The 17,901-nt window shown below is 42.2% G+C and carries 17 protein-coding genes; 1 reads left to right on the top strand and 16 read right to left on the bottom strand.

Annotation, left to right across the window (positions count from 1 at the left end; genetic code table 11):
- Window positions 1-100 precede the first annotated feature (100 nt).
- The 13 genes from mutL to AAEY88_RS00510 all read right to left on the bottom strand — a co-directional run bounded on the left by mutL (window position 101) and on the right by AAEY88_RS00510 (window position 12,949).
- Window positions 101-1,855 (bottom strand): DNA mismatch repair endonuclease MutL, encoded by a 1,755-nt coding sequence (gene mutL / locus AAEY88_RS00570; RefSeq protein ID WP_350557655.1) that lies wholly within the window; start codon window positions 1,853-1,855, stop codon window positions 101-103.
- Between the two features lie 85 nt (window positions 1,856-1,940).
- A complete protein-coding gene (gene tsaE / locus AAEY88_RS00565) occupies window positions 1,941-2,489 on the bottom strand; it encodes a tRNA (adenosine(37)-N6)-threonylcarbamoyltransferase complex ATPase subunit type 1 TsaE (RefSeq protein ID WP_350557653.1) in 549 nt (182 codons plus the stop codon).
- Window positions 2,482-3,093, bottom strand: a complete 612-nt coding sequence (locus tag AAEY88_RS00560; RefSeq protein ID WP_350557651.1) for a 6-carboxytetrahydropterin synthase — start codon at window positions 3,091-3,093, stop codon at window positions 2,482-2,484. The genes tsaE and AAEY88_RS00560 overlap by 8 nt, the downstream gene beginning before the upstream one ends.
- Window positions 3,094-3,798: 705 nt before the next feature.
- Window positions 3,799-4,131 (bottom strand): YnfA family protein, encoded by a 333-nt coding sequence (locus tag AAEY88_RS00555; protein ID WP_350557649.1) that lies wholly within the window; start codon window positions 4,129-4,131, stop codon window positions 3,799-3,801.
- A gap of 131 nt (window positions 4,132-4,262) precedes the next feature.
- On the bottom strand, window positions 4,263-5,096 hold the full coding sequence (locus tag AAEY88_RS00550; RefSeq protein ID WP_350557647.1) for a PhzF family phenazine biosynthesis protein: 834 nt from the start codon (window positions 5,094-5,096) through the stop codon (window positions 4,263-4,265).
- 23 nt (window positions 5,097-5,119) lie between these two features.
- Window positions 5,120-5,449, bottom strand: a complete 330-nt coding sequence (locus AAEY88_RS00545) for a DHCW motif cupin fold protein (protein ID WP_350557645.1) — start codon at window positions 5,447-5,449, stop codon at window positions 5,120-5,122.
- Window positions 5,450-5,650: 201 nt separating this feature from the next.
- Entirely contained in the window at window positions 5,651-6,112 is a 462-nt protein-coding gene (locus AAEY88_RS00540; protein WP_350557643.1) for an isoprenylcysteine carboxylmethyltransferase family protein, read from the bottom strand.
- A gap of 104 nt (window positions 6,113-6,216) precedes the next feature.
- Window positions 6,217-6,378, bottom strand: coding sequence for a DUF1963 domain-containing protein (locus AAEY88_RS00535; protein ID WP_350560369.1), 162 nt, complete (start codon window positions 6,376-6,378; stop codon window positions 6,217-6,219).
- 68 nt (window positions 6,379-6,446) lie between these two features.
- Window positions 6,447-7,082: a class I SAM-dependent methyltransferase gene (locus tag AAEY88_RS00530; RefSeq protein WP_350557641.1), complete on the bottom strand. Its 636-nt coding sequence runs from the start codon at window positions 7,080-7,082 to the stop codon at window positions 6,447-6,449.
- A gap of 105 nt (window positions 7,083-7,187) precedes the next feature.
- Complete coding sequence (locus AAEY88_RS00525) at window positions 7,188-7,772, bottom strand: HD domain-containing protein (RefSeq protein ID WP_350557639.1); 585 nt, start codon at window positions 7,770-7,772, stop codon at window positions 7,188-7,190.
- A gap of 233 nt (window positions 7,773-8,005) precedes the next feature.
- A complete protein-coding gene (locus AAEY88_RS00520) occupies window positions 8,006-9,628 on the bottom strand; it encodes a GMC family oxidoreductase N-terminal domain-containing protein (RefSeq protein WP_350557637.1) in 1,623 nt (540 codons plus the stop codon).
- A 560-nt stretch (window positions 9,629-10,188) separates the two neighbouring features.
- Window positions 10,189-11,463 carry a saccharopine dehydrogenase family protein gene (locus tag AAEY88_RS00515; RefSeq protein WP_350557636.1) on the bottom strand — a complete coding sequence of 425 codons (1,275 nt, stop codon included), beginning with the start codon at window positions 11,461-11,463 and terminating at the stop codon, window positions 10,189-10,191.
- A gap of 244 nt (window positions 11,464-11,707) precedes the next feature.
- Complete coding sequence (locus tag AAEY88_RS00510; RefSeq protein ID WP_350557634.1) at window positions 11,708-12,949, bottom strand: carboxynorspermidine decarboxylase; 1,242 nt, start codon at window positions 12,947-12,949, stop codon at window positions 11,708-11,710.
- Window positions 12,950-13,110: 161 nt separating this feature from the next.
- Here AAEY88_RS00510 and AAEY88_RS00505 point away from each other — a divergent pair, with 161 nt between their 5' ends.
- Entirely contained in the window at window positions 13,111-13,776 is a 666-nt protein-coding gene (locus tag AAEY88_RS00505; protein ID WP_350557632.1) for a DUF924 family protein, read from the top strand.
- Between the two features lie 50 nt (window positions 13,777-13,826).
- Here the strand turns inward: AAEY88_RS00505 and AAEY88_RS00500 are convergent, their stop codons facing one another.
- The 3 genes from AAEY88_RS00500 to lpxB form a co-directional block, all read right to left on the bottom strand.
- Window positions 13,827-15,077: a CAP domain-containing protein gene (locus AAEY88_RS00500; protein WP_350557630.1), complete on the bottom strand. Its 1,251-nt coding sequence runs from the start codon at window positions 15,075-15,077 to the stop codon at window positions 13,827-13,829.
- Window positions 15,078-15,298: 221 nt separating this feature from the next.
- Window positions 15,299-16,177, bottom strand: a complete 879-nt coding sequence (locus AAEY88_RS00495) for a ribonuclease HII (RefSeq protein ID WP_350557629.1) — start codon at window positions 16,175-16,177, stop codon at window positions 15,299-15,301.
- Window positions 16,178-16,294: 117 nt separating this feature from the next.
- Window positions 16,295-17,524 carry a lipid-A-disaccharide synthase gene (gene lpxB, locus AAEY88_RS00490; protein ID WP_350560367.1) on the bottom strand — a complete coding sequence of 410 codons (1,230 nt, stop codon included), beginning with the start codon at window positions 17,522-17,524 and terminating at the stop codon, window positions 16,295-16,297.
- Window positions 17,525-17,901: the final 377 nt, after the last annotated feature.

Raw genomic sequence — 17,901 nt, 5'->3', positions numbered from 1 at the left:
AACTCCTATTTTCGCACACTCTCAAATTTTCTTGTTTGTCCTTATTAAACTATTTCTATAACTATTCTCAGAAGTATTGATAATAATATTTGGAAAACAGCTATCTGATCTCGGATGATAACAGTAACGCTACTAATTGCTCAGTATCTATAACCTTATAGGCATTGGTATTTAACATTTGCTCAAAGGTTACAGTAAAGGTTGCAAATTCTTGTGCGGATAACTGGCTGACAACTTTGGCTAAGTGCTGATTGATAATAGCAGCATTCATAGGCGTTTTTTTTTGTTTAAATGATGATTGCTCAAATAGCGCTTGTTCGAATAATGGTGACACTTTTGATTGATTGTCAGCGAGTTTTTGCAAAATTTGCAGCCAGCACTGTTCACTAACCAGCAAAAATCGCTCTTGATTATAAAGCAGTAACCACGGTTCAGGTAAGTGGTTGATGACGTCTAAGCACTGTGGCAAAGAAGAAGCCGTTATGTTAGGGAGCTCTATATCAGAATTTTGTAGTCGCTGATTTAATACAGTCTCATTGACGCTAAAGTCTGTTGACCCTTTCGGTAATTGTGGCGTTGCTAAATGCTGATACTGCTGCTTCGGTGCCTGCACTTGCTGGCGTGACGTCTTGGCTTCAGACAACGTGGTTGTAGATAGCAAAGTCTTAGACGGTATGTTGTTATCTGATGTCTGTTTTAATAAAAAATTATTAGTTGAGGTTTGCGGGTTACTCACCTCTTTAGGCTTAAGAGCCTTAAGCTTAAGACTGACAGCGTGACTTAAATGCGCCATGATATTATTTAATGGGCTGATTTTGATACGTTGCTTGGTAGGGTGGACGTTGATATTAAGCCAATGACTAGGAAGCTCAAAATATAATGCATAGCCGAGGCCCTTGAGCTCAGCACTGGTTACCAATTGGCGTAATTGGTTACTAATGAGCACCTCTTTGACCAGCCGCCCATTTACATATAATAGCTTAGGTAATAAGCTCTGCTGATCATCTGTAGGCCATAGCCAACCACTAATCTTTGCTTGATAATCACTCTTTTGGTTGGTGACGTTCTCAGTTGCCATAGCCGGCTGTTGTAAAAGACTTGATAAATCTACTGTCACTTCAAGAGCATTATCAGACAATGGTGATCCGAGCGCTTGTTCAAGGCGTGATAGCGGCAAGCGCTTGGCATTACTTTGATCTAAGCGTGTTGATAGTAAAGATGCTGGTTGTGCTAATAATGACAGCCGCTTTTTTTGATCATGAAAGAGACTGAGTGTCACATCTGCGCGCGCGAGTGCCACCTCACGAACGATAGTTTCAATATGGGAAAACTCAGTGGCAACAGACTTGAGATTACCGCGCCGCGCCGGCACGTTAAAATAGAGATCCTTTACCGTGACTGTGGTACCGCGATTGTGCACTACTGGCGTCAGTTTTGGCATATCGGCTAATACGCCAGCCACTTGTAGCTGACGCCCAATACCACTGTCATCATGACTGCTTATCAGCGTCAAACGCGCGACTGCTGCCACTGCCGCCAGTGCCTCACCGCGAAAACCTAAGGTCGTAATACCATGCAAATTGGCAATGTCAGCAACTTTACTGGTAGCATGGCGAGTAACTGCCATCGCCATATCATCAGGATGAATACCGGCGCCGTTATCCACAATCTCAATCATACCCATGCCACCTTGAGTAATATGCACCTCAATATTGGTAGCACCCGCATCAATGGCATTCTCAAGCAGCTCTTTAACCACTGCCGCCGGACGCGTCACCACCTCACCGGCTGCCAATTGATTGATTAGCAGCGGTGATAGTTTTTTGATGCGTGTATTGGCACTGCTATTTAACATTGGTATCTGACATGGTATAAGGTAATATTAGGTTTTAATGGTTTCTGAGATGTTTTTCAACAAAGCTTAATGTTATTAAAAATAACTAAAGACTAAGCGCTGATAAATCCAATCCTTGCGCCTGCCCTACTCGTGACAGTCGTAGCTCAACTTGTCGTGATTCACTATTACTTTGAGCACTATCATCTTGAACATTGTCACCTTGGGTCATATCAATAAACAATGTCGGCGGTGGTAAATAACTGTCAGCACGACTCGGCCATTCGATAATGACCAGTGCCTCCGGTTCATCAAGATATTCATCAAAACCAATAAAAGACAGCTCTTCTGGGTCTTGCAACCGATATAGATCGGCATGATAAACGGGCTTAACCGTACCATCAGTTTGCTGAATACTATAAGGCTCAACCAAAGTATAAGTCGGACTTTTTACCGTGCCCGAGTGCCCTAGTGCTTGCAGCCAGTAACGGGTCAGCGTGGTTTTACCTGCACCTAAATCACCTACCAGCCACACGCTGCCGGACAACGGTAACTTTGCTAACTGCTGCGCTAAAGCCTGCGTATCTGCCTCAGAAGTCAGCGTTAACTTTATCGACTGTTGATTAACTTTAGAATGCTCATTGCCATTAGACATCAGGTTGCACCTGCGGCACTTGCATAGTTACCTTTGGGTTAACAAAATTTTCACCGCGAATCAGCTTGGCATACAGCTCTGGATCATGCCATTCAGCAGACACTTGCGAACTGAATTCAAATTTATCCAGTTCAAGCTTGCCCATTTGTTCATTCGATACGTCTCCGGCAAAGCACTGCGCGTAACCGGTCGCAGTCTCATGAGCAATCACCGAATAGACGGCGACATCAGCTTCACCATTTTGCATTTGGGTTTGTTGCAGAATTTCTTGCGCCCAAAAGAATATCACTCGGGAGAACTGTTCAGCAGATGGGGAGACGGGCAAACTTATCCAGCGCGCACTGAACTTTTTACAAGCAGCGATATATTCAGGATCGTCTTGATTCCAAAAACAAATAGCATGATCAAAGCTATCAATAATGTCTTTAATCGACGACTTTAATAATCCAAAATCATAAACCATCTGCCCATGATCTAAACGCTGGGCCTCAAGGATCAGCTCAATCTGGTAGCTGTGACCATGAATAGAGTGTTTGCAGCGCTCAGAACTACAGTTACGAACAATATGAGCATTTTCAAATTTAAAGAGTTTACGGATACGCATAATAATAAATTAACCAAAACAGTGAGCATCATTGTGCTAAATAAGAGTTTGCTGACCCTAGTAACCAGCTTGTTCCCTATTATAGCAAATCGCCATGTATCCGTAAGTAAGCGCTTATCAACGTTACCGTCAGTGGAGTGCGACTTTGAGAGATGAATAGAAAAAGTATAGTATGTATAATCATATTTCGTCCAGCAAGTGGCTAACAGATGAGTAGCGGCAACGCATAGTGAGCCTGAGCTATAGCTGGCTATTACTCAGGCTTAAGGCTATACTGATTTCATTACGCAGCGACTGCGTAGCCACTGCCCTTAGGTTGGCTCAAGCTGACTTTAAAGGTTTTAGAAGCTATTTCAAATATGTTATATGCTACCTCAGAAGGAAAGTAATCATGAGTAAAGGCCAAGATAGTAAAAAGAATGTAAAAAAGAAACCACTTTTAACCGCAAAAGAAAAGAAAGCGGCCAAAAAATCAAAGAAAGATGATAACAGTATATTAGGACAGCATTAAGTAAGACCGGCCATCTAAAGACGACTGTACATCGTTGCCTAAGGTGGCCATTACCTACCTCATCATACCAAGTCTCATCGCACGTTCATTGTTCCACATAATAAGAGTCACACTCTTACCTTCTACGAACATATTAAGAACCTAAACACGCTAATCGGACCCAATAATTTAATAAACAGGCTTTGCTTGGCAATTTAGGTGCTGCGCGGTGCAAACATAATAATCGCCATGCCTAAGAGCGCCACCGCCGACCCTACTATATCCCATGTGGTTGGCCGAATACCATTGACTGTCCACAGCCACATAATCGCCATAAAAATATACATTCCGCCATAAGCAGCATAAACCCTACCCGCAGCGGTTGGATGCAGAGTCAGCAGCCATACAAAAGCAATCAAACTGAGCGCGCTGGGAATAAGAAGCCAAATGGTTTTACCTTCTCGTAGCCAAAGATAAGGTAGGTAGCAACCGACAATTTCTGCTAGCGCCGTAAGCATAAAAAGGCCAACAGTCTTTAACTCAGGCAAGGCAACTTACTCCTTCAGTCATCTATAATGCTGCGATTTTTAGCAAATTTAGGGCGTTGCAGCAGTGAGGTTTTTTTGATGATAGCCTAGCAACTACTCATTGCTTTATTAAAACAAAGACGTCTATATCTTTACACAGTAATAAACCCCGTTAAATACTGCACCGCATTACCTGAGACAAGTACTCTATCACCTGCGACAGTACAGTTTAGCACCCCGCCTCGGCTTGACGCTTGATAAGCTACCAATTCATTTTTGCCCAATCGCTGCGCCCAAAGTGGTGCTAGACCCGTATGAATCGACCCCGTGACTGGATCTTCATCACCACCGTTTGCTGGCCAGAAGTATCTTGAGATAAAATCGTATTCATCATAATCCTTTGATTGCGCCTGACAGGTAACGACGACATCTAAGGGTTTCAGCTGTTTGAGTACTTCATTATCACGAACTACCGATAGCACATCAGACTCCAATGGATAAACCACAAAATATGCCTGCGTATTCCGATAAACCTCAGTAGCAGCAATGGACAAACCCATTAGTAAATTATCAGGAATCGTTTCAACTTTTTCAGGTTTAGTATTGGGAAAATCCATTTGAATTTTACCAGAGTTGGTTTGTACGACTGTTAATATTCCAACTGCTTTCGCTAAAAACTTAATAACTTTTAAAGTGGGATTCTTTTTAAATAAGACAAAAGCGGAGGCTAAAGTCACATGGCCACAAAAAGCAATTTCAGTCAGTGGTGAGAACCAGCGGATATGATAAGTGTCTTTTTTATCTGACAGGCCTTTGTCATCTGACTTATCGGCAACTAAAAAAGCAGTCTCCGATAAGTTATTCTCCGTCGCAATCGACTGCATCAACTCTTCGGCCAACCAATTCTCGGTAATAATGACCGCTGCTGAGTTTCCTTTAAAGACAGTATCTGTAAAAGCGTCGATGACATTAATTTCGAGTTGCATTTTTTGTCCTCTTTAAATTGCCTTTAATCAACAATAAACAGCTTAGCGCCACCTGTGGTTGATGAACGATGCGCTACTGTATCGTCTGCTACCTGATAGGTCATGCCCGGCGTTAGAGTAAAAGTACGCCCGTCTTGTAGCTCGGTATTTAGCTCACCTTCGATACACAGTAGTATATGTCCTTTATTACACCAGTGATCGGCAAGATAACCGGCTGAATACTCGACCATATGCACATTAATAGTACCGAATTCGAGTGTTTTCCAATGCCCAGCACCTGTTTCACCTTTAACTTCTAGCGCTTCCACTGCGGTCCAATCGGTGGTTCCAAAAGGTATATTATTGATTTCCATAATACTGTCTCCTAATTTTTAACTTAATTATTTGATGGCTTATAACAAGGTTATAAAGCGATATTTTATAAGTGTAGATGGTGAATTCAGCCCAATATAGTTTATTTATCACTTAAAGTACCCACTAAAATACTCACTGTCCATTCAAACAGAATAAGCAAACCTGAGCAATACCATTTAACATGAAACCTTCATTAATCTTTACAGCCAGCGACGCACCTTCGTTAAATAAGCTTGATATTTATCACCAAACTTCTGCATCATAATCTTCTCTTCTGCCTGAATTTGAAAGCGACTCATATAAATAATAAAAACTGGAAGCAATACAAATGCCAAAACATGAGACAAATATAATGCCCAGCCTAACAAAATAAGAACAAGGCCTAAATACATGGGGTTGCGACTATATTGATAAATGCCACTTGTTACCAAATCCGTGGCTTTTTCGGGAGTATGTGGATTAACGGTCGTTTGCGCTTTTTTAAATTCAGTGACGCCCATTACCCCGACACCCAAACCTGTGACAGCGAGAGCGCTTGCTAACCAACCTGAACCGGTAAGCGAAAACTGCAACGATGGCAGCGTTTTAGATACGCCATACATTGCGGCGCCTACAGTCAAGACTTGTAGCACAGGCGGAACTTTTAGCTCTAGAAATTTCATAATATTACCTTCATAATGTCACCTTATGGTAGAAAACTATGCGAATACCTCCGGCTCGTTCAGCATCAATAACACTGTAACTCAAAATGGAACGCCTCCTTATGTTATTGGCAGCAGAAAAAATAAACCAGTCCACCATCACCCCACATAATACTCGTCTCATCCTCGGAGTCTATTTGAGCAAAAAATGCCATCTGCGTCTTGCACTTTGAGCACAGAGGTGTGGCCTCTCCTTGAATACAACGCAGGTACCCATCTAAGAGGATGGCACATTCGTTTAAGTAGCAGATATCGTCACTGTCTTTTCGATTTAAGAGTAAACCAACTTACAATGCTATATTTTTCGCGCAATAATAAATACCCTGATATCATTTATTCCATGATGCCATTGGCGCTCAATCGCAAATCCTGCGTTTGTAATCTCGTTTTCCAATTTGGCTTCGGTCAATATAGATATATTAGGCATTAGACCAAGCCTTTTACCAAGCGCTGCTGCGAGCTTAATAAAACGCAAATACGAATGACCAAGGCAGATAGTACTACTCACAAAAATACCACCGGGCTTCAAAATTCTAGCAACTTCCGCTATTGTAGCTTGTCGATTTGCTAATAAATGCAGCACGTTTAAGGCCAAAACAGCATCTAAGCTGGCAGACTCTGCATTGAATGCCTCCAAATCTCCATGAGTAAACTCGATATTCTCAATACCCGCCTCTTTAGCCTTGCTCCGGCCAATCTCAAGCATCTTTTCAGATATGTCTATTGCATCAATATGCTGCACATAGGTAGCGTGAAGAATAGCCGTCGCGCCTGTTCCGCAGCCAAATTCTAAAATATGCATGTCTGGCTCAAAAAAACTCTGGGTTTCAGTGAGTTTCTTCTCATAGGTCGCCATATCCGACACTGACATTTTCGCGTAGCGATCAGCCACTTTATCCCAAAACTTATCAGAGCTAACTTGAGATTTCATATCCAATTCCCTTATATGTAAGGCTAGAGTTTAATAGCGCTTAGTTAGCATGACTAAGCTGTGAGAAACAAGCATTACTTCTAATTTCATATTTAGCAATGACTACTAGCAATCATCCAGCCAACCCGCTTTTACCGCTAAATTAAGGGTATCAGTCATCCACAAATGAATCTCAGGAAAATCATCAGCAATGAATGCATGTGCGTTCACTACTTGGGATTTCTTTACACCGAGCTCTCGCCAAGTCTTGCCTTCGCTGTTGATATTATGTAGAAATGGCAATAGCCTATCTACCACTTTTAGCAGCTTAGTCTCTAAGCTATGGCCCGTTTCTTGCTCTTCCCACAACTCAGATAGATCGCTAATAGCATTGCCTGGGTGGCTTTTTAATCGTTTAATACCTTCTCGTTCGGCAGTATGCGCGCTACTTCTATCAGCTGCATAAAGAAAGGTATCACCAGCGTCAATCTCACCTAAGTCATGGATTAGCGCCAGCTTCAATAGCTTCTCTTCAGAGATATCAAGATCAAAACTTCTTGAAATTGACCAACAAGCCATAGCCAAATGCCATGAGTGCTCAGCAGAATTCTCAAGGCGAACTCCGCCATCAATATAAGTACGACGGTTAACCAGCTTTAAGGCATCAAGCTCAAGAAAGTACTCAGTAATCGCTGTTAATTGATTCGACAAGGTAAACTCCTTATTTAAAATTATTTAGATTTTGCCCAAAATTTTAGCAACAGCCGCAATTCTGCATCCTGTTAGTTGTTATTGGATAGCCACTTTTATTTTTAGCATCAATAGCTCCCTCACATTTTAAATAAAAAAAGCTTTCCAATGTTATAAATAAATACTGGAAAGCTGGCTGTTAATTTAGCTCTTAGACTGGCTGTTAAATATCCGGTTATTTTCAAATAAAACTATTAAACAGAAGCAGCATATTCAGCTTTGATTTGCACCGCCATTTTTTCGGCAATAGCGATAGTTGGGGCATTGGTATTGGCACTGATTAGGGTAGGCATAATAGAGGCATCAATTACTCGCAAGCCCTTAACTCCTCTAACTTTAAGGTCTATATCAACGACCGATTGACTGTCTGCGCCCATTCGGCAAGTGCCTATGGGATGATAAATAGTATCCGATTTGTTGCGGATATAACCGAGTAAACCATCTTTTTCGATATAAGGCGCGGCGTAGTCTTCAGTAATGTACTTTGCCATCGGTGCCTCGATCATAATAGCGCGAGTACGCTCTGCCCCTGCAATCATATATTCAACATCTTTTGGGTCAGCTAAATAATTAGGATCTATCAGCGGTGCCGCGCTCGGATCAGTGGAGGCCAGTTTTACTGTGCCCCGACTTTCAGGGCGCAAATAACAGCTATGGATGGAAACCGCATAACCCCACTTAAGCTCACGTCCGTGATTAATCACTCGAGAAATGACAAAGTGTAGCTGGATGTCTGGCCACTCTTCTGGAGTCTCTTCTTTGGCACTAAAAAAAGCACCTGCTTCCGCAAAGTTGGTTGATAACAGCCCAGTACCGTCTTTTCTCCAATCGTTTGAGGCTTTGATCAAGTTACCGGCTGCTGTAAAACCAATACCAAACACATCTTTGGTATTCACCTCATAATCAAAAACCACATCGAGGTGATCTTGTAGGTTTTTACCCACATTTGGCGAATCATAAACAATCTCAATGCCATGTTGTTGCAAGTGATCTTTGGGACCAATACCCGAAAGCATCAATATCTTGGGTGAACCGAAGGTCCCCGCACATAGGATAACTTCTGAACGGGCTTTGATAGTATATTCTTCGCCGCTTTTATGGTAAACCATGCCGATTGCCCGCTTGTCTTCTATTAAGACACGTGAGGCCATTGCACCTGTAATAATGGTAAGATTTGAGCGATCCTCAATAGGATGTAGATAAGCGGCAGCTGCTGAGCAGCGTTGCCCTTGCTTGTCACCATGAAAGTGGGTGACTTGGTACAGACCTGCGCCGTCTTGCTTGGCACCATTAAAGTCGTCATTACGGTCAATTCCATTGGCGACACACGCATCAACGAAGGCGTTAGAGATAGGACGGGGACTGAGTAATTCGGTGACATGCAGAGGCCCGCTATCACCATGATAGTCATCTGCGCCGCGGCTGTTGTTTTCTGCTTTTTTAAAATAAGGTAGTAATTGCTCGTAGCCCCAACCGTCACAACCTAAATCTACCCAACGGTCATAATCCTTTGGACTACCACGGGTATAGATCATCGCATTAATAGCCGACGAGCCACCGAGACAATGCCCACGAGGTTGATAGCCAAGGCGGTTATTAAGGTTGGTTTGCGGTACAGTATTAAAGCACCAGTTATTGATTTTTATCGGCTTGTCACGCATCATCATAATGACGGCTCCAGGGACACGTACCACCAGATCTTTGCCCTCACCGCCAGATTCCAGCAGACAGACATTGATATTGGGATCTTCCGATAAGCGTCCTGCTAACACACACCCTGCAGACCCACCGCCAACGATAATATAGTCAAATTCCATAAATAGCTCCCTGCTCATGAGTGTTATTGGTTTAATAACCCGCTACTCTTATCCCTAAGAGTAATGTTTGACTTATATAAATTGAGGTCATTGTCAGTCAACTATACTCGCTTAGTTGAGCGAATATAATAATATAAAAAAACGCTCAGTCAAAAACATAAGACCACTAAGATTAGTCTCGTTCAATGATTAGGAATCTTGGCTTGTTTGATCATGCGCACTTGGTGCTGGACTATGAATACTTAAAGGTTATCGCCTACTCGCTGGTGCACTGTATTTGGTTTGGTTGAGTAATGTGCGTAGGAAGGTTGAGTTTCGAGTTTTAGTTAATATTTTGCTACATATTAATGCTTCAATAAATGTAGCAATTATAGATCTAGCCTTGTATCGCATAAGCGTAGCATAGGTAGTACGATATCACTGCCTCGTCCCTCTTAGTTGAGTGATGAATAGCAGAATCAACTCCCCTATTAAACCATCAAAAGCAGACCACAAAAAAGCCCACTTAGCATCAATAGAAAAATGCTAAACGGGCTTTTTTTAATACAAAATACAGCTAATTAAATATCAAACGTTAACGCTCTATCACCATCTGCATCTTGAATTCGCGTCGGTAAACCAATCTCATTTAATAGATTAATAAGGGGCTTAGCATCAAGCTCTTCGACGTTGACCATTTTCCCTTCATCCCACTCGCCAGTAGCGATTAGCATAGCAGCGGCAACCGGCGGCACACCAGCAGTATAAGAGATGCCTTGACTACCCATGGCTTCATAAGCGTCTTTATGGTCTGAAGTATTATAGATAAATACTTCAGTATCTACGCCGTCTTTCTTACCTTTGACCTTGTCGCCGATACAAGTATTGCCGGTATAGTTCGGTGCCAATGAGCTTGGATCAGGCAGTACCGCTTTGACAACTTTTAGCGGTATAACCTCTAAGCCTTCAGCAGTCATGACTGGCTGCTCGGACAATAATCCCAAGCTTTGAAGGACGGTAAAGACATTGATGTAATGCTCACCAAAACCCATCCAAAAGCGAATATTTGGTACATCTAAATTGACGGATAAAGAATGAATTTCGTCATGACCGCTTAGATAGCTGTTTTGCACGCCAACGACGGGAAAATCATCCGTACGCTTAACTTCAAACATCTTGTTAGATTGCCACTTACTGTTCTGCCACGAATAAACCGTACCAGTGAATTCGCGGAAGTTAATTTCAGGGTCAAAGTTAGTGGCGAAGTATTTGCCGTGGTTGCCGGCATTAATGTCGATGATATCAATATCAGTGACCGAGCCTGCATCCATCATGTCATAGCCGAGTCTGGCATAAGCATTGACCATGCCAGGATCGAAGCCTGCGCCTAAAATGGCAGTGATATTGTTATCTGCACAGCGCTGTTTACGCTGCCATTCATAGTTGTCATACCATGGCGGGGTCTCACAAATCTTGCGTGGATCTTCATGAATAGCGGTATCGATGTAAGCGACACTAGTCTCAATACAGGCTTCTAACACACTCATATTAATAAAAGGTGAACCGACATTGATAACGATTTGAATGCCAGTGTCGCTAATAAGCTGTATCAGCGCTGGGATATCCATGGCATCGATTTGGTGCGTATGTAAGGTAGCGGTCTGCTTAAAGCTATTTTTATCCTGCACACTTTGAGCGATAGCATCACATTTGGCTTGCGTGCGTGAAGCGATATGAATCGTACCTAGTACGTCATTATGCATCGCACATTTATGCGCGACCACTTGCGCAACGCCGCCAGCACCGATAATAAGTACATTTTTTTTAGCTTGCTTGGTATGTTGAGTTGGTTTCAATGCAACAATCCTCCTTTGTGTCTCTGTTGGCGCCTGTGACCATTGTGATAAAGGCTATTCAAAACAGAAACCAGTGAATGATATGCGTGAATTAAAAAGGAAGACCAAGGAAAACCCACGCACCCGATGGACAATGACTGCTATTTTTGTCCGTAGTGATTATAACAATTTTTACCCACCTTTCGGCAAGAATTAGCAAATCAGAAAAATCTTGCCGTCTGAGCCAATTATAAAGCTGGCAACATTAAGACAAACTCGCTTTATAATCCTGATAATCAAACTCTCGCTGCACCTTAATACTCCCATCAAGACGACGAATCACAATCGCGGGCATATTAACACCATTAAACCAGTTCTTTTTAACCATGGTATAACCAGCCGCATTACCAAAAGTGACGGTATCGCCTATTTGCAATGAGCTTTGTGAAGAATTTGACAGTGAATATTCACCAAAGATATCACCAGCCAAACAAGAACGACCATAAATAATAGTATTATTAGCTGCTTCAGCTTGTTCAGTTGCTGAAATATCAGTGGGTGTACTGCTAGTAGGATCGATATCAAGAGGCGCGATATCAATTGGGTTATTATTAATAGCAACTATCGGCGCGGACTCACGATATATAAGTAAATCCAACATATGCGCTTCAATAGAGGAATCTACCACTACGAGATTTTTCTCGTTATACATGATATCTAAAACCGTCGTGACCAACGTACCAGCGCCATGAATACTAGCCTCACCCGGCTCTAAGTAGACTTGCACGCCATAAGTTTCGCTAAAGGTTTTTAGACGTTCCGCCAGCTGCTCAAGCGGATAATCAGGAGCAATAAAGTGAATGCCGCCGCCTAAACTTACCCATTCTAGCTGTTTTAAAATGCCACCAAACTTAGCTTCGATATCGGCCAAGCTTTTACTAAAGGATTCAAAACTGTCATTCTCGCAGTTGTTATGAATCATGACCCCAGTGATGTCATCGAGCACCGCTGCAATACTGTCTTTATCATGTTCTCCAAGACGACTAAAAGGACGCGCTGGATCAGCAATAATAAATGACGAATTACTGGTCTTGGGATTTAACCGCAATCCTACGGGGACACTTTGCGCCTTCGCTTGGTCTTTAAAGGCATTTAATTGTGAGATAGAATTAAAAATAATTTTATCAGCATAGCTAAGTACTTCAGGGATTTCATCCGCGCTATAAGCCACACTATAGGCATGGGTTTCCTTCTCGTTTGTATTACTAAAAGTCTCATATCCTAGTCGTACTTCATTAAGGGACGATGAAGTCGTACCATGTAAATATGGCTGTATAACATCGAAGACGCCCCATGTAGCAAAGCATTTTAGCGCCAATAAAGCCTTTGCGCCGGATAGCTCACATAGACGAGCGATAATCTGCATATTCGCCACAATAGCGGCCTCATCAAGTAAATAATAAGGGGTAGGTACATTTATTGGTTGTACAGTGGCGGAGGAATTCATAGTAGATAACCTAATAGCTTTTGATAAGGATAGTGACCGTCATGATAATAATAATAGAAACAAGCAAAAACTTATGGATTATAGGTGATGCTCAGTAGCGATATGACACACGTAAATAATTGCGTTATAGTAGACTAAACCTATCATAATTAGAATAGCTTATGTCTCTCTCAACCGATTATTCTACCTTCTTGAATCAACCTGATTTAACCCAGCTTAACCTACCACACCTTCACGCTGATGCCCACGCTGTCTTGAAATTTTGGTTTGATAAAGACAACGAACCGTATTGGTTTTTAGAAGATGATAAATTTGATCAGACAATCAATGATAAGTTTGGTGAGATATGGCAAGCTTCTAGACAGGGTGAATGTGCACTTTGGCGACGTGTTGAGGAACATACAACTACTGATGATACAGGGATTGATACTGTAGCGACTAACCTTGCTGGGCGCTTAGCAGAGATTATTGTTTTAGATCAATTTTCACGTAATCTATGTCGCAAGCAAGCATGCGCATTTGCGCAAGATAATATGGCTTTGGTGCTGGCGCAAGAAGCCATTTATCAGCCTAAATTTAGTAATTTACCGTGGCAATGGCGCCAGTTTATGATTATGCCGTTTATGCATTCTGAATCAGCAGTGATTCAGGCACGCTACTTTTCCCTGTTTGAGCAGTTAGATGATCCCGTTACACTAGACTTTGCTTATGGTCATCAAGCAATTATCGAGCAATTTGGACGTTATCCACATCGTAATGCGGCCTTAAATCGAACATCAACTGGAGCAGAAGAAGTATTCCTGCAGCAGCCAAATTCATCTTTTTAGGTACTCTTTTTAGTATTTTTGAGTAAATTTTAGGCAAGAGTTGCTACTGTTTAATAATTCACATTACCTGTTCTGAAAGTAAATTTTTTCGTATTTAAGGTTTGGTTATCTACCAAAACATCAAAGCTTACTTTGTACTCGCTATTGCCATAAAGTCCGCAATTTTGACCTTGCTTTCTGCCTGTTTTACAGCTTTTTAGACTATCGGTTAATGGTAAAATAAAGGCTTCATTTTTTGGCAGTTCATACGCGGTGTTTTTATGGGGATCGTTATTAAAGTCTAATAGATCGGTAGAGACGTCTACTTTACGCTGCACATCATAAAATTTAATATTGCTGACTTTAATAGAGTTCGCTGACGGCATACTGATATACACTGGCTGACCAATAGGGTCATATTTTAGGTTGCGACCTGTCCCGGCCACTGGGCTTGGGAACTCATTGTATAGTGCTGTATTGGTATCAGTTACACCAGCACACGGATAAGTAAACAGTCCTTTTACACTATCGTTTTTTGTACTTTGAGTCGCAGATGAGGCGTTGACAAAGACATAGCTCTGACTTTTATCGCTGGCCTTATTATAAGGCTTATAAGCGACCATACCTGACCCTGTTTGGCTGAGATTAGGGGTCATAAGTATGCGCTGATGATAGGGCGCAGCCAATAGCGATTTTGTCATTGAATATGAGGCGTATTCAGGAGATATCACCTTACCGGCAGAATTAAAGTACGCGGTCTGGGCAATATTCTCAGTGACACCATAAGCTAGATCGGGATAATTGGCTCTGAGCAGGCGGTCTTTGAAACTGACACCCCTAAAGAATGGATTGTTCTTTCCGGTCGAGTTCTTGATATCGGCAATCTCATTTTCGTAATGAGCATTGAAGGTAGTCGGTGTGGTGTTGGAGAACACATGCTGTATATACTGAGCATGTTGAGTCGCAATTTCGGTCAACTCCTGGTCATACTCGACCCCGCCAAGTCCGCAGTCCTGTCTTTGTAGGCTAATTAAGTTAGAGCCGACTAACGCTGCTTGATCATAGTTTTTACTATCAATGCTACTGATAGTTACCTTAGCATCCCCTACTGGGAGAATGGCATCAGAGTTTGATGGCTTAGAGGGAGTAGCAGGCTTGGTAGGTTTTAATGTCTGAGTAGACTCTATTGGCTTAACAGTTGCCGGTGGGTTCGAGTTGTTTGAATTGTTATCTGAGTCCCCGCCACCACCACAAGCAGTCAAAATTATGGTTGAGAAAAAAGCAACGGCAAGGCCTTTTTCTGTCGGATTAAAAATCATCATTTATCCTATAGGGTAATGAAGTGGACATACCAATTCATAATAAAAATACTGTCTATGATAACAATAAAACCGTCTGTAGGATACCGCTTGACATAACATAAATTTTAGAAACTAATTTGAGGAATAATCCTAGTGTTAATCCAGAGAATAGCCTATTTATTACTTAGGCTATTTAATTTAAGTGTTGACTGCTTTTAAGACAATAATTTATCTTTGGTCGACTATTTATTCTCTAACGCTCGTCTGATGGGTGCAAAACTGCGCCGATGGTCAGGTAATACCCCATGAGTATCAATCGCCTGCATATGCACGCGGGTTGGATAACCTTTATGCTGAGCAATACCGTATTGTGGATACTGGGAGTCCAGCTCATACATCGTTTGATCGCGACTGACTTTTGCTAAGATACTGGCCGCCGCGATACTGGTATGACGTGCATCCCCTTTTACCCAGGCTTGACAATCAATAGTTGACTTTTCTATGCCTAATGTAGCAAGCTTTAGATAATCGAGCTCCGGACAGCGATTGCCATCAAATAATACTTGCGCTTGCAGATGGCGAGACGCTTCTGTTGCATCATTTATAGCGGTAGCCGACTGACTTACCATCACTTCTAATAACACTTCAGTACATAAGCGCATGCCCAGCAGAGTCGCTTGTAGAATATTCACCTGATCAATCACCGCTGCTGGAATGTCGGCAACCACATAACCTATCGCATGCTGCTGTACTAATGGATAAAGCCTATCGCGCTTTTTCTCACTTAGCTTTTTGGAGTCGGTTAGGATAGACAGTAAGGTATGTTGTAGCGGTTGTGCTTCAATTAAACCTGACCATGCCTTAGGTAATATCGCAGCAGCCACATTGACGCTGCCAAGTAATGGCCCGCGTCCTGCTTCATCAACGCCAATCTGTAAGGCTGTTTCATCTGATTCTTGCCCTGTATTTATCCACTGCTCCGCTAATAGCTTAGAGATATTTAGCTGACCAGACAGCTTGATAGGTGCTGCCAAGCTAACATCTTGTCCTTTAACATCGATATGCTCAATAACGCTTTTAATAGGGATTACAAAGTTTTCTAGACAGGTCTCAATACTCATAACTTTAAAGCTTCTTGTTTATTAATTTGATTAACAATAATAGTTGTTTACTAGTACTTAATTGTTAGCATTCAATTATTTGTTCTCACTTAAATAACGACATTTAATCGATGATAGTTAATGACTGTTCTGAGTAAACCATTGCTCAATCACGCTATTCGCAGGGTCATGATTGCTTTGTTGCTGTAGCTTTTGTTTGGTGCTAGTGAGGGCTTTTAATTGCTCCGTATACGCGCGCGGCTGCAATAGTTGCATAACCGTCCTACAGATATTCTCGCCACTCGCGTGCTCTTGGATAAGCTCAGGAACAATGGCCTTACCCGCTAAAATATTAGGTAGCGCCACATAAGGTACTTTTACCAAGCGCTTAGCGATCTGATAGGTCAGCTGATTTAGCTGGTAAATGACCACCATTGGGCGCTCAAGGAGCATGGCCTCAAGGGTTGCTGTGCCCGATGCGAGCATAACAAGATCGGACGCGGCCATCGCTTGTTGACTAAAGGCTGCCTGGCTTTCATCATAGACCACGACAATAGCAGCACGCAGTTGCTCGGAGCGCTTATCAATGACTTCTTGTACGATATACTGATGGTTTTGATCCACTGTTGGAATGATAAAACATAGCTTAGGGTCTAGTAATATCAGTTTTTGGATACCGTCAAGCATCAAGGGCAAGATAGCCGTAATTTCACCACGCCGCGACCCTGGCATCACGCAAATAAGTTGACTGACATCATTAAAGCGCTCAATAAAGAACTGCTGTAGGCCGTCATTGTGCCAGACCAGCTCACTACGCAGCTGATTGGTCGGTGTGTCTAACAAGTCTTGGTTCATAGTCCGCAATAACGGATGTCCAACACATATCGCTGGATGACTATAATGCTCGTAAACCGGCAGCTCAAACGGAAACAAACACAGCACTAAGTTAGTTGCAGCCTTGATGCCGTGAATACGCGACTCACGCCATGCCCAAATTGACGGACTGACATATTGGACACAAAACACGCCTGCAGGTTTGAGTTTTTTAGCGACTCGTAAATTAAAATCAGGCGCATCAATACCGATGAACCAATCGATATCAGCGGTTTTAAAGGCGGCTAATAGCTCACGGCGCGCTTTGAGTAGATCTGGTAATTGCGATAATACTTCTACTAAACCCATCACTGCCAGACGTGATAACGGAAAAATACTTTGTAGGCCTTGTGCTTGCATTTTTGTACCACCAACGCCTACCCAGATAATATCATCACGCAGATTGTTCATCTGCTGCATAAAGTCGGCACCCAAACTGTCCCCTGATACCTCACCGGCAACAATACCAATTACTAGCGGCGACGTTGGTGACATAGGCGATATTGCCACTTCAGAATTATTAGCAGACACTTTAGTAGGTTTGGGGGGCGTAGCAGAATCTGTCATAACAAGCTCTCGATCTTGACAAGGCATAATAAGTACAATACCGTCTAGGCTATATGTAATGTGTCTTAGGTTAAATAAATTATTAGCATTATAGTAAGCATCATACGTGACGGTCATAACAATAGCCAATGACCGAGAACAAAGCTTAATGGACTATAATTTGTCTTTACGGTAAGGCGTCAATAAAAATGAGTGACCAAAAAATGTAGGTCGAGAATAGTGTCAATGCTCAACATAACAGGTCAGTATAACAAAATTTTGGTTTTGACATTCCAGTTATCAGTCAATTAACTGAGCGACTACCC

The organism is Psychrobacter sp. CAL346-MNA-CIBAN-0220, from assembly GCF_040309805.1.
Classification (GTDB): domain Bacteria; phylum Pseudomonadota; class Gammaproteobacteria; order Pseudomonadales; family Moraxellaceae; genus Psychrobacter.
Note: the sequence above shows the minus strand (reverse complement) of the source record. Positions and strands in the feature narration are given on the sequence as shown.

What these genes read in the sequence shown, in the direction of transcription:
- AAEY88_RS00545 (WP_350557645.1), bottom strand. Translation starts at nt 5,449, where the DNA reads ATGGAAATCAATAATATACCTTTTGGAACCACCGATTGGACCGCAGTG.
- tsaE (WP_350557653.1), bottom strand. Translation starts at nt 2,489, where the DNA reads ATGTCTAATGGCAATGAGCATTCTAAAGTTAATCAACAGTCGATAAAG.
- AAEY88_RS00510 (WP_350557634.1), bottom strand. Translation starts at nt 12,949, where the DNA reads ATGAATTCCTCCGCCACTGTACAACCAATAAATGTACCTACCCCTTAT.
- AAEY88_RS00500 (WP_350557630.1), bottom strand. Translation starts at nt 15,077, where the DNA reads ATGATGATTTTTAATCCGACAGAAAAAGGCCTTGCCGTTGCTTTTTTC.
- lpxB (WP_350560367.1), bottom strand. Translation starts at nt 17,524, where the DNA reads ATGTCACCAACGTCGCCGCTAGTAATTGGTATTGTTGCCGGTGAGGTA.
- AAEY88_RS00520 (WP_350557637.1), bottom strand. Translation starts at nt 9,628, where the DNA reads ATGGAATTTGACTATATTATCGTTGGCGGTGGGTCTGCAGGGTGTGTG.
- mutL (WP_350557655.1), bottom strand. Translation starts at nt 1,855, where the DNA reads ATGTTAAATAGCAGTGCCAATACACGCATCAAAAAACTATCACCGCTG.
- AAEY88_RS00530 (WP_350557641.1), bottom strand. Translation starts at nt 7,082, where the DNA reads ATGAAATCTCAAGTTAGCTCTGATAAGTTTTGGGATAAAGTGGCTGAT.
- AAEY88_RS00560 (WP_350557651.1), bottom strand. Translation starts at nt 3,093, where the DNA reads ATGCGTATCCGTAAACTCTTTAAATTTGAAAATGCTCATATTGTTCGT.
- AAEY88_RS00540 (WP_350557643.1), bottom strand. Translation starts at nt 6,112, where the DNA reads ATGAAATTTCTAGAGCTAAAAGTTCCGCCTGTGCTACAAGTCTTGACT.
- AAEY88_RS00550 (WP_350557647.1), bottom strand. Translation starts at nt 5,096, where the DNA reads ATGCAACTCGAAATTAATGTCATCGACGCTTTTACAGATACTGTCTTT.
- AAEY88_RS00495 (WP_350557629.1), bottom strand. Translation starts at nt 16,177, where the DNA reads ATGAGTATTGAGACCTGTCTAGAAAACTTTGTAATCCCTATTAAAAGC.
- AAEY88_RS00505 (WP_350557632.1), top strand. Translation starts at nt 13,111, where the DNA reads ATGTCTCTCTCAACCGATTATTCTACCTTCTTGAATCAACCTGATTTA.